The organism is Verminephrobacter aporrectodeae subsp. tuberculatae (genome assembly GCF_026127385.1).
In the GTDB taxonomy this organism is placed as follows: Bacteria; Pseudomonadota; Gammaproteobacteria; order Burkholderiales; family Burkholderiaceae_C; genus Acidovorax; species Acidovorax aporrectodeae.
Genome location: NZ_QZCX01000001.1, coordinates 559,954 through 571,545 on the forward strand (window position 1 = coordinate 559,954; position 11,592 = coordinate 571,545).

The 11,592-nt window shown below is 71.5% G+C and carries 12 protein-coding genes; 11 read left to right on the top strand and 1 reads right to left on the bottom strand.

Annotated features, from left to right (window positions below; genetic code table 11):
* Nucleotides 1-69: 69 nt before the first annotated feature.
* The 11 genes from cysK to D5041_RS02215 all read left to right on the top strand — a co-directional run bounded on the left by cysK (nt 70) and on the right by D5041_RS02215 (nt 9,052).
* Entirely contained in the window at nt 70-987 is a 918-nt protein-coding gene (gene cysK / locus D5041_RS02165; protein ID WP_010105910.1) for a cysteine synthase A, read from the top strand.
* A 103-nt stretch (nt 988-1,090) separates the two neighbouring features.
* The gene (locus tag D5041_RS02170) at nt 1,091-2,779 is read left to right on the top strand and encodes an NAD(P)/FAD-dependent oxidoreductase (RefSeq protein ID WP_265283773.1); all 1,689 of its coding nucleotides are present in this window, start codon (nt 1,091-1,093) and stop codon (nt 2,777-2,779) included.
* Nucleotides 2,780-2,877: 98 nt separating this feature from the next.
* Nucleotides 2,878-3,648, top strand: a complete 771-nt coding sequence (gene rfbF / locus D5041_RS02175; protein WP_010105908.1) for a glucose-1-phosphate cytidylyltransferase — start codon at nt 2,878-2,880, stop codon at nt 3,646-3,648.
* Nucleotides 3,649-3,650: 2 nt separating this feature from the next.
* The gene (gene rfbG / locus D5041_RS02180; protein WP_265284363.1) at nt 3,651-4,724 is read left to right on the top strand and encodes a CDP-glucose 4,6-dehydratase; all 1,074 of its coding nucleotides are present in this window, start codon (nt 3,651-3,653) and stop codon (nt 4,722-4,724) included.
* The gene (locus D5041_RS02185; protein WP_265258479.1) at nt 4,721-5,281 is read left to right on the top strand and encodes a dTDP-4-dehydrorhamnose 3,5-epimerase family protein; all 561 of its coding nucleotides are present in this window, start codon (nt 4,721-4,723) and stop codon (nt 5,279-5,281) included. The genes rfbG and D5041_RS02185 overlap by 4 nt, the downstream gene beginning before the upstream one ends.
* Nucleotides 5,278-6,528, top strand: coding sequence for a class I SAM-dependent methyltransferase (locus tag D5041_RS02190; RefSeq protein ID WP_265283774.1), 1,251 nt, complete (start codon nt 5,278-5,280; stop codon nt 6,526-6,528). The genes D5041_RS02185 and D5041_RS02190 overlap by 4 nt, the downstream gene beginning before the upstream one ends.
* A complete protein-coding gene (locus D5041_RS02195) occupies nt 6,529-6,759 on the top strand; it encodes a Rossmann-fold NAD(P)-binding domain-containing protein (protein ID WP_265283775.1) in 231 nt (76 codons plus the stop codon). It abuts the gene before it with no gap.
* The gene (locus D5041_RS02200) at nt 6,760-6,981 is read left to right on the top strand and encodes a Rossmann-fold NAD(P)-binding domain-containing protein (RefSeq protein WP_265283776.1); all 222 of its coding nucleotides are present in this window, start codon (nt 6,760-6,762) and stop codon (nt 6,979-6,981) included.
* Nucleotides 6,982-7,470: an acyltransferase gene (locus D5041_RS02205; protein ID WP_265258475.1), complete on the top strand. Its 489-nt coding sequence runs from the start codon at nt 6,982-6,984 to the stop codon at nt 7,468-7,470.
* Entirely contained in the window at nt 7,467-8,267 is an 801-nt protein-coding gene (locus D5041_RS02210; RefSeq protein ID WP_010108700.1) for an NAD-dependent epimerase/dehydratase family protein, read from the top strand. Before D5041_RS02205 ends, D5041_RS02210 begins: the two co-directional genes overlap by 4 nt.
* Nucleotides 8,264-9,052, top strand: a complete 789-nt coding sequence (locus D5041_RS02215; RefSeq protein WP_010108701.1) for a cephalosporin hydroxylase family protein — start codon at nt 8,264-8,266, stop codon at nt 9,050-9,052. Before D5041_RS02210 ends, D5041_RS02215 begins: the two co-directional genes overlap by 4 nt.
* A 19-nt stretch (nt 9,053-9,071) precedes the next feature.
* Here the strand turns inward: D5041_RS02215 and D5041_RS02220 are convergent, their stop codons facing one another.
* A complete protein-coding gene (locus D5041_RS02220) occupies nt 9,072-11,273 on the bottom strand; it encodes an O-linked N-acetylglucosamine transferase, SPINDLY family protein (RefSeq protein WP_265283777.1) in 2,202 nt (733 codons plus the stop codon).
* Nucleotides 11,274-11,592 lie beyond the last annotated feature (319 nt).

Sequence of the window (11,592 nt, forward strand, 5' to 3'; positions counted from 1 at the left end):
GACTGCGCCAAAATGGCCGCCGTGCCCCGGTGGCACACGCTTTTCTCTCTCACCCCCAAGGAGGTTCCCATGAAAGCCGAAGACATCCTGCAAACCATTGGCAACACGCCGCACGTGCGCATCAACCGCCTGTTCGGCCCTGCGGCAAACGTGTGGATCAAGTCCGAACGCAGCAACCCGGGCGGATCCATCAAGGACCGCATTGCGCTGTCCATGGTCGAGGACGCCGAAAAGTCCGGTGCGCTCAAGCCCGGCGCAACCATCATCGAGCCGACCTCGGGAAACACCGGAATCGGTCTGGCGCTGGTCGCGGCCGTCAAGGGCTACCGCCTGATTCTGGTGATGCCCGAGAGCATGAGCACCGAGCGCCGCCGCCTGATGCTCGCCTACGGCGCGCAGTTCGACCTGACGCCGCGCGAGAAGGGCATGCGGGGCGCCATCGACCGCGCGCAGGAGCTGCGCGCGCAGACGCCGGGCGCGTGGATTGCGCAGCAGTTCGAGAACCCGGCGAACGTCGAGGTCCACGTGCGCTGCACGGCGCAGGAAATCCTGGCGGACTTTCCCGAAGGTTTTGACGCGCTGATCACCGGCGTGGGAACGGGGGGCCATCTGACGGGCGTCGCGCGCGTGCTCAGGGCGAAATTCCCCGCGCTCAAGGTGTTCGCGGTGGAGCCCGCGGCGTCTGCGGTGATCTCGGGCGGCGCGCCCGCGCCGCACCCCATCCAGGGCATAGGCGCCGGCTTCATCCCGAAGAACCTCGACACCAGCCTGCTCGACGGCGTGATCCGGATGGACGCCGAACCCGCGCGCGAGTACGCCCGCCGCTGCGCGCGCGAAGAGGGCCTGCTCGTCGGCATTTCCTCGGGTGCCACGCTGGCGGCAATCGCCCAGAAACTGCCCGAGCTGCCTGCAGGCGCCCGGGTGCTGGGCTTCAACTACGACTCGGGCGAACGCTACCTGTCGATCGAAGGCTTTCTGCCGGCGTAGTCCCCCGCTGCTGCGCGCCGGGGCATGCCCCGGCCCGCGCCACCGTATCATCGCGGCCCCACGCGACGCCTGCGCCCGATCGACACGGGCCCTGCCCAGAAACATGATCCGCATCACAGAAATCCGGCTGCCGCTCCCGGCGGACGACACCCCCGAGGCAGCCGAGGCGCCGTTGCGCGCCGCTGCCGCGGAGCTGCTGGGCCTGGCCCCGGCGGACATTGCCCAGGTCCAGGTCTTTCGGCGCAGCGTTGACGCGCGCAAGGCGGGCCTGCAGGGGGTCTACAGCGTCGACGTCGCGCTCGCCCGGCCGCAGCGCGAGGCCGCCCTGCTGGCCGCATGCGCGGGCCACGCGCAGATCCAGACCACGCCCGACATGGCCTGGCGCCCCGTGGGCCAGGCGCCGGCAGACATTCCCTTGCGCCCGGTGGTGGTGGGTTTTGGCCCCTGCGGAATCTTCGCCGCGCTGGTGCTCGCGCAGATGGGCTTTCGGCCCCTGGTTCTGGAGCGCGGCAAGGCCGTGCGCGAGCGGACCCGGGACACCTGGGGCCTGTGGCGCAGGCGCGAACTGCACGCCGAGAGCAACGTGCAGTTCGGCGAGGGCGGCGCGGGCACCTTCTCCGACGGCAAGCTCTACAGCCAGATCAAGGACCCGCGCTACCTGGGCCGCAAGGTGCTGACCGAGTTCGTGCACGCGGGCGCCCCGCGGGAGATCCTGTGCGCGGCGCACCCGCACATCGGCACCTTCAAGCTGGTGAAGGTGGTGGAGAACCTGCGCCGGCAGATCATTGCGCTGGGCGGAGAAATCCGCTTCCAGCAGCACGTGACCGACGTGCATCTGCAAGAAGGCGCCGGCGACCGGCGGCTGCGCGGCCTGGTGGTGCACGACCTGGCCACGGGCGCGACGACGCAGCTGCGCGCCGAGCACGTGGTGCTGGCCCTGGGCCACAGCGCGCGCGACAGCTTCGCCATGCTGTACGCACGCGGTGTCGCGATGCAGGCGAAACCGTTTTCCATCGGCCTGCGCGTCGAGCATCCGCAGCATGTGATCGACCGTGCGCGCTGGGGCCGCCACGCGGGCCACCCGCTGCTGGGCGCGGCCGACTACCGGCTGGTGCACCACGCGGCCAACGGCCGTGCGGTGTACAGCTTCTGCATGTGCCCCGGCGGCACGGTGGTGGCGGCGACCAGCGAGCCGGGCTGCGTGGTGACGAACGGCATGAGCCAGTACTCGCGCAACGCGCGCAACGCGAACGCGGGCCTGGTGGTGGGAATCGACCCGCGCGACTACCCCATCGACAACGACGCCGCCGCCGCCCGCACGGCGCAGCCGTTTCACCCGCTCGCCGGCATCGCGCTGCAACGCCAGCTCGAATCCCGGGCCTTCGTGCTGGGCGGCAGCGACTACAGCGCGCCGGTCCAGCTGGTGGGCGACTTCATCGCCGGCCGGCCGTCGCTCCGGCTGGGGGACGTGCAGCCCTCGTACCAGCCCGGCGTCACGCCGGGCGACCTGCACGCCGCCCTGCCCGGCTACGCCATCGAAGCGCTGCGCGAGGCGCTGCCCGTTTTCGGCCGCAGGATCGCGGGCTTTGACATGCACGACGCCGTGCTCACCGGGGTGGAAACGCGCACCTCGTCCCCGCTGCGGATGGAGCGCAATGAGGTCCTGCAGAGCCGCAACACCGCCGGCCTGTACCCCGCTGGCGAGGGCGCCGGCTACGCGGGCGGAATCCTGTCCGCCGGGGTCGATGGCATCGCCGTGGGCGAGGCCGTGGCGCGCAGTCTGCTGGCCTGAAAACCGGGCCTGCGCCCGGGGGCAATCGCCGCATTTGGGGTGTTTTTCCCGCAGACAGCGCCCTTTGGCGGCGCGGGGCGCGGCACTATGCTGCGCGCATGAAAGCCGTACTGCTCGCGGGGGGGCTGGGAACCCGCATCGCGCAGGCGTCCCAGCTGCGCCCCAAGCCCATGATCGAGATCGGGGGGCGACCGATGCTCTGGCACATCATGAAAATCTACGCCGCGCATGGCGTGAGCGATTTCATCATCTGCCTGGGCTACCGCGGCTACATGATCAAGGAGTATTTTGCGAACTACTTCCTGCACATGTCCGACGTCACCTTCGAGATGGCGAACAACCGCATGCAGGTGCACCACCGCCACGCCGAGCCCTGGCGCGTGACCCTGGTGGATACCGGCGAGCACACGATGACCGGCGGGCGCCTGCGCCGGGTGCGCGAGTACCTGCCGGCGGGCGAGCCGTTTTGCTTTACCTACGGCGACGGCGTGGCCGACCTGGACATGGCCGCGCAGTTCGCCTTTCACCGCGCGCACGGCCGCCGGGCCACCGTCACCGCAGTGCAGCCCCCGGGCCGCTACGGCGCGCTGGTGCGCGAGGGCGACGCCGTGGTCGGGTTTCAGGAAAAGCCGCGCGGCGACGGCGGCTGGATCAACGGCGGCTTCTTCGTACTCCAGCCCGAGGTGATCGGGCAGATCGCGGACGACGCCACCAGCTGGGAGCAAGAGCCCATGGCCCAACTCGCCGCCAGCGGCGAGCTGCGCGCCTTCGAGCACGGCGGCTTCTGGCAGCCCATGGACACGCCGCGCGAGAAGCGGCTGCTCGAAGACCTGTGGCAGTCGGGCCGGGCGCCGTGGAAATGCTGGTGAGCATGCGCCCCGACCCCGGCTTCTGGCGCGGCAAGCGCGTGCTGCTCACGGGCCACACCGGCTTCAAGGGCGCGTGGCTGGCGCTGTGGTTGCAGCGCCTGGGCGCGCAGGTCAGCGGCGTGGCGCAGCCGCCCGCGACCCGCCCCGACCTGTTCACCCTGGCCCGGGTCGCGCAGGGCATGGAGAGCCATTTCTGCGACCTGCTCCACGCGCGCGCGCTGGCCGCGCGCGTGCGCGCCGCGCGGCCCGAGGTGGTGCTGCACCTGGCGGCGCAGGCGCTGGTGCGCGCCGGCTACGCGGCGCCGGTGCAGACCTTTGCGCGCAACGTCATGGGCACGGTGCACCTGCTGGACGCGCTGCGTGGCCTGGCCGGTGTGCGCGTGGCCGTGGTGGTCACCAGCGACAAGGTCTACCGCAACCGCGAATGGGCCTACCCCTACCGCGAGGACGACGCGCTCGGCGGGCACGACCCCTACAGCGCGAGCAAGGCCGCCGCCGAGCTGGTGACCGCGAGCTACCGCGACGCCTTTCTCGCCGGCCAGGGAACGGCCGTTGCCAGCGCCCGCTGCGGCAACGCCATCGGCGGCGGCGACTGGGCGCCCGAGCGGCTCCTGCCCGACGCCGTGCGCGCCTGGAGCGCGGGGCAAACCCTGCACCTGCGCCAGCCCCGCGCGACCCGCCCCTGGCAGCACGTGCTCGAGCCGCTGGCGGCCTATCTGCGCCTGGCGCAGCGCCTGTGGGAGCAGCCGGCTCTTGCCGGCGCGTACAACTTCGGCCCCCTGCCGCACACGGCGCTCAGCGTCGGGGAGCTGATCGAACGGGCCTGCCGCGCGTACCCCGGCAGCGCCGTGCGCCATGAGACCCCGGATGGCGGTGACGCTGCGCACGAGGCCGGCGCACTCGCGCTGGAGACCGCACATTCCCGCCAGGCGCTGGGCGTGGCCCCCTGCTGGGGCCTGGACCGGGCGATCGCGCGCAGCATGCACTGGTACCGCGCGCAGCATGGCGGCGCCGACGCGCGCGCGCTGTGCTTGGCGGACATCACCGCCTGGGAAGAGCAAGAGGTGCCCGCATGAGCCGTCTGGTACTGACCCCGCTGCTGCTCGCGGGCCTGTTTCGCGTGCAGCGCCTGCCCCGGGAGGACGATCGCGGCGCGTTCACGCGCCTGTTCTGCACGCAGGAACTCGCCAGCGCGGGCTGGACCGCGCCCGTGGCGCAGATCAACCACAGCCGCAGCGCGCAGCGCGGCTGCCTGCGCGGCATGCATTACCAGCGCCCGCCACACGCCGAGATGAAGCTCGTGAGCTGCCTGCGCGGCGCGGTCTGGGACGTGGCGCTCGACCTGCGCCACGGCTCGTCGAGCTTTCTGCAATGGCACGCCGAGTTCCTTTCGGCCGACAACGGCCGCGCGCTGCTCATCCCGCCGGGCTTTGCCCACGGCTTTCAGGCGCTGACCGACGACGCCGAACTGCTGTACTGCCACACCTGCGCGCATGCGCCCGCGGCGCAGGCCGGTGTGCATCCGCTCGACCCCCGGCTGGCCATCGTCTGGCCCCTGCCCACGGGCCAGATGTCCGAGCACGACGCGGGGCAGGCCGCGCTGCCCGCAGACTTTGAAGGACTGCGCCTGTGAACCCGCTTGCCTGCCGGCACTGCGACAGCCCGCTGCGCCGGCCATTTCTCGACCTGGGAAGCGCCCCGCCGGCGAACGCCTACCTGAGCGCGAGCGCGCTGCACGCGCCGCAGACCTGGTACCCGTTGCGCCTGCTGGTGTGCGAGAACTGCTGGCTGGTGCAGACGCAGGACCAGGCCGCGCGCGAGACGCTGTTCACCGGCGACTACGCCTACTTCAGCGCCTTCTCCAGCACCTGGCGCGCGCACGCCAAGGCCAGCGTGCACGCCCTGCACCAGCGCCTGGGTCTGCACGCCGGTAGCCGCGTGGTGGAAATCGCCTGCAACGACGGCTGCCTGCTGCAATACGTGCAGGCGGCGGGAATCCCCTGCTACGGCGTGGAGCCCACGGCGAGCACGGCGGCAGCGGCGCGCGCCCGGGGAGTCGAGGTGGTGGAGCGCTTCTTTGGCCTGGCGCTGGCGCAGGAGCTGGCCGCCGCGGGACGCCAAGCCGACCTGGTGATCGCGAACAACGTGCTCGCGCACGTGCCCGACATCAACGACTTCGTCGCCGGCTCTGCCCGGCTGCTCAAGCCGCACGGCGTGGCCAGCTTCGAGTTCCCGCAGCTGCTGCGCATGGTGCAGGGCTGCCAGTTCGACACGGCGTACCACGAGCACTACTCCTACCTCTCGCTCACCGCCGTGCAGCGCATCTTCGCCGCCTGCGGCCTGGCGCTGCACGACGTGCAGGAGCTACCCACGCACGGCGGCAGCCTGCGCGTGCTGGCCGCGCGCGCGGACGTGGCCGACCACCCCCAGGCGAGCGCGCAGGGCGCCGCGCGCGTGGCGCGGCAACTCAGCACCGAGCGCCAGGCGGGGCTGTGCGCGCCCGGTTTCTACGGCGCGCTCCAGACGCAGGCGCTGCGCATCAAGAACGACTTGCTCGGCTTTCTGCTGCACTGCCGGGCGCAGGGAATCAGCGTCGGCGCGTATGGCGCGGCGGCCAAGGGGAACACGCTGCTCAACTTTGCCGGCGTGCGCCCGGACCTGCTGCCCTACGTCGCCGACCGCAACCCGGCCAAGCAGGGCAAATTCCTTCCCGGCAGCCACATCCCTGTGGTGGACGAGGAGTACCTGCGCACGCAGCGCCCGCAGCGGGTGCTGATCCTGCCCTGGAACCTGCGCGAGGAACTGACCCGGCAGCTCGGCTGCGTGCGCGCCTGGGGCGGGCGCTTCGTTCTTGCCGTGCCCCGGCTGGAGGTGCTCTGAATGCTCGACGTCCACGCCACCGCGCAGATCTCGCCCTGGGCAGACATTGCAGACTCGGTGCGCAGCAGCCGCATCGTGGTGGTGGACGAGGAGTACCTGCGCACGCAGCGCACGCAGCGGGTGCTGATCCTGCCCTGGAACCTGCGCGAGGAACTGACCCGGCAGCTCGGCTGCGTGCGCGCCTGGGGCGGGCGCTTCGTTCCTGCCGTACCCCGGCTGGAGGTGCTCTGAATGCTCGACGTCCACGCCACCGCGCAGATCTCGCCCTGGGCAGACATTGCAGACTCGGTGCGCGGCAGCCGCATCGTGGTGGTGGACGAGGAGTACCTGCGCCCGCAGCGGGTGCTGATCCTGCCCTGGAACCTGCGCGAGGAACTGACCCGGCAGCTCGGCTGCGTGCGCGCCTGGGGCGGGCGCTTCGTTCCTGCCGTGCCCCGGCTGGAGGTGCTCTGAATGCTCGACGTCCACGCCACCGCGCAGATCTCGCCCTGGGCAGACATTGAAGACTCGGTGCGCGGCAGCCGCATCGTGGTGGGCGCGCATTCGGTGATCGACAGCTTCGTCAAGATCAAGCCCGCAGGCGGCAGCGGCCACCTGATCGTGGGCGCGCACGTGGTCATCAACGCGGGCTGCGTGCTGTACACCGGAAACGGCATCTGCATCGGCGACCATGTGGCGATCGCGGCGAACTGCACCTTTGCGCCGGTGAACCACGCCTGCACCCAACGCGACCGCCTGATCCGCGAGCAGGGCTTCGCCCCCGGCAAGGGCGGAATCGTTCTGGAAGACGACGTCTGGGTCGGCGCCAACTGCGTGCTGCTCGACGGCGCCGTGCTGCGCCGGGGCTGCGTGCTCGGCGCCGGCTCCATCGTGCACGGCGAGCTGCGCGCCTACACCGTGTACGCCGGGCAGCCCGTGCGGGTGGTGGGGGAGCGCCGGTGACACGCTTTACCGTGTTCGGCGCTTCGGGCTACATCGGCAGCCGCCTGGCAGCGCATCTGCGCGCCCAGGGGCACGGCGTGTGGGCGCCGGCGCGCGGCGACGCCGGGCCGTGGACCCGGCCGCTGCACCATGTGCTGTATTGCGCGGGCCTCACGGCCGACTTCCGCACGCGCCCGTTCGACACCGTGGACGCGCACGTGGGGCTGCTCGCCAAGGTGCTGCGCAGCGCGCGCTTCGCGTCGCTGCTCTACCTGTCGTCCACGCGGGTCTACCTGGGGGCCGCGCGCACCGACGAGGACGCGCCCCTGACGGTGCTGCCGGGTGACCCCTCGTACCTGTACAACCTGAGCAAGCTCACCGGCGAAGCGCTGTGCCACGCCAGCGCGCGCGCGGGCGTGCGCGTGGCGCGCCTGTCGAACGTGGTCGGCCCCGCCATGCAAGCCGGCCCGGACAGCCTGGTCGCCGACCTGCTGCGCCAAGCGCGCCAGGGCCATGTGCTGCTGCGCAGCGATCCGCGCTCGGCCAAGGACTACGTGCACATCGCCGACCTGCTCGACTGGCTGCCGCGCATCGCGCTCGCGGGCCGGGCCCCGGTCTACAACGTGGCCAGCGGCGTCCAGACCACGCACGCGCAATGGATCGCCTGGCTGCAGGAGCGCACCGGCTGCTCGGTGCAGTGGCCCGAGGACGCCCCGCGGCAGTCGTTCGCACCCATCGCCGTGCAGCGCTTGCAGGCCGAATGGGGCGTGCAGCCGCGCCCGCTCTTTGCCGCCCTGGACAGCGACGCGCCGCCATGAAACCCCTCGCCCCCCTCGCCCTATTCACCCGGGAACGCCGCGCGCGCCTCGCGGGCTACGCGCGCGACAGCGCGTTCCGGGCCCTCTCGCGCGACTGGCTGCGGGCCTCCGTGCAGCGGCAGTACGTGTACAACTTCGACTGGCTGGGGCGTCCCATCATCCAGTACCCGCAGGACATGGTCGCCATGCAGGAGCTGGTGTGGCGCGTGCGGCCCGATCTCATCGTCGAGACCGGAATTGCCCACGGCGGCTCGCTGGTGCTCAGCGCCTCGCTGCTCGCCTTGCTCGACCTGAGCGACGCCGCCGAAGCCGGCACCCCGCTCGATCCGCGCGCGCCGCGGCGCACGGTGCTGGGCGTGGACATCGACATCCGCGCGCACAACCGCGCGGCCATCGAAGCGCACCCCATGGCCCACCGCATCGCCATGATCGAGGGCTCGTCCACCGCGCCCGAGGTGCTCGCCCAAGTCCGGGCCAGAGCCCGCGGCGTGCAGCGCGTCATGGTGTGCCTGGATTCCCTGCACACGCACGCGCACGTGCTCGCCGAGCTGAACGCCTACGCGCCGCTGGTCACGCCCGGCAGCTACTGCGTGGTCTTCGACACCTTTGTCGAAGACCTGCCGCCGGGCTCTTTTCCGGACCGCCCCTGGGACGTGGGCAACAACCCCAAGACGGCGGTGCGCCAGTGGCTCGCCGGGCACGCCGAGTTCGCGGTCGATTCCGACATCGAGCAGCGCCTGCAACTGACCGCGGCGCCGCACGGCTTTCTGCGCCGCAGGGAGTGAGTCGCGGCGGCGCCGCGCATCATGTCCCGGGGAGCCCCGTCCCCATGGCGCGCGCAGCGTGCTGCAGGTAGTTCACGGCGCAGCCGGTGTGGCCGTGCGCGTTCTCCACCTCGGCCAGGCAGGACAGGGCCACGGGGTCGTGCGCCACGGCGTCGAGCACGGTTTCGGCGAGTTGCGCGACGGCGCTCCAGCTGCGCGACGTGATCTGCGCCGCCGGGGTGGCGGCAAGCGGCGCGTCGGCGCGGGCCTTTTTCACCAGCTCCTGCAGGCGCGCGTGCGCGTGCACCAGGCTGATCCGCTGACCGGGCGCGATCCCGACCTCGGGCTGCGGCGCGCAGGTCCATTCTTCGGGCAGCCGGGGCAGCCAGTCTCGCAGGGCCTGCTCCTGCGCCTGCGCGCTGTGCGGATGCTCGGCCCGCGCCAGCCAGTGCAGCCACATGGCGCGCAGGCCCTGGCCGAAATGCTGCCCGAAGAGGTCCTCGCGCATCAGCGCCGAGCGCTCCATCTCGTCGCGCAGGCCCAGGCGCAGGGTGTTCAGCGCGGGAACGTCGGCGGCCAGACGCTGCGCGATGCGCACGTAGTCCTGCGGCGTTTCGGCGAGCCACTCGCTGCGCCCCAGGTGCGTGAGCAGGCTCACGCCCATGCGGCCCTTGAAGCTTGCGCCGACCATGGAGACGACGGGCAGACCCATCCAGAGCGCGTCGAAGGTGGTCGTTCCGCCGCTCAGCGGGAAGGGGTCGAGCGCAATGTCGATGCGGTGGTACGTCAGGTACTGGTTCGCGTTGCGCAGCGCGACCAGGTCCAGCCGCTGCGGCTCCAGGCCCAGGCCCTGGCAGCGCTGCCGGTAGGCGTCGGCGAAGTCGGGCCGGTCGAGGTTCTTGCCTTCGATGAGCAGGCGCGACCCGGGGGTCGCCGCCAGGACCCGGCCCCACAGCGCGAGCACCTCGTCGCTGAGCTTGCCCAGGTTGTTGCACGAGCCGAAGGTGACGCAGCCCCGCTCGCCTGCCGGCGCCGGGTGCACCTGGTAGCGCGGCTGGTAGCGCCACAGCGGGTTGCGGCTCATCGGGCGGTAGCAGGCAAACGGCGTGGGCAGGCGGTAGAGCCGCTCGGTGTACTGCGCCTGGGCGTCGGGCGGGTCGGTGATTTCGTCGGTGAACCGGTAGTCCACGGCCTGCAAGCCGGTCGTCGCCGGGAAGCCGAGCCATGAAACCTGCACCGGCGCCGCCTTGTGCGCGAGTGCCAGCAGGCCGTTGTGCCCGGTATGCCCTGCCAGGTCCACCAGAATGTCGATTCCCTGCGCGCGGATCGCCTCGGCCTGCTGCCGCGCGTCGAGTCCCGCCAGGCGCACGAAATGGTCCGCATGGCGCTGCACGCGCGCGCTCACGGAGTCCTCGTCCGGGAACAGATGGAAGGCGAAGACCTCGAACTGGCGCCGGTCCAGCCGCGCCAGCAGGCCCTCGGCGAAGTACATCACCGAATGCATCCGGAAGTCGGGCGACAGGAATCCGACCCTCAGGCGGCGCCACGGCGCGCCCCGGTGCTGCTCGAAGCGCGGCCACGCCTGGCGCAGCGGCGACTCGAAGATGGCGCCGTATTCCCGCGCCGCGGCGGACAGCTGCGCGGCGTCCACCTGGGGCGCCGAGAGCATGAACAGCAGCCGGTTGGTGTGGTTTCCCGGCTCGTCGGGGAACAGCGCGATGGCGCGCTCGGAGTCTTCGATGGCCTCGCGGATCTGGCCCAGTTCGCGCCGGTGGATGGCGCTTTGCATCAGCGCTGCCGCGCGCTCGTGCAGCGTCCGGGCGCGCGCGGCGGCGTTCTGGCTGGCCGCGAAACCCCTGTCGTGCAGGCCCGGCAGGTAGCAGCATTCGGCCAGCTTGATCCAGACGATGGCCTGCTCGGGACGCAGCCCGCAGAGCCTCTCGAGCAGCGGCAGCGCGGCGTTGTTGCGCGCCTGCTCGATGAGCACGTTCGCGTGGTTCACCAGCAGCTCAGCGTCGTCGGGCCAGAGCACGCTGGCACGCTGGTAGGCTTGGCGCGCGGCGCCGAACCGGCGCTGCCGGTGCAGCGCAAACCCGAGCAGCCGGTGCGCCCCGAGGTCGCGCCCATTCTTGCGCAGCGCCTGGCGGCACAGCCGGGCCAGCAGCGGCCAGTCCGCTGCCAGCAGCGCCGTGCGCAGCCCATCGTGCGCACTCGGCGGGGCTTTGGGGAGAGAGGGTGCCATGGTGAATCTCCGCGCCCGTGCGTGCGCCACCGCTTGCGCTTGCCTGCGGCAATGCATCGGGCGACGGGCCATTTCCTGGCCATTGTGCTGATGCCGTCCGGGGGCGTTGGGCGGATAAGTGGCGCAAAAACCGGCCGGCGGCGGCCTTGCCCCTCAAGTTTTCCGAAGGCACACCGAAAACTAGTGTCCTGCCCCGCGAATAGCGGCACAAGATGAAACTGATGCATTTCGCGTCATGGCAAGGCGCAAACCGCAGCGATACCCGTAGGTATCGCGAGGATTTGCAACGCCGCCATGGCGCGAAAGGCGCAGTTTCATG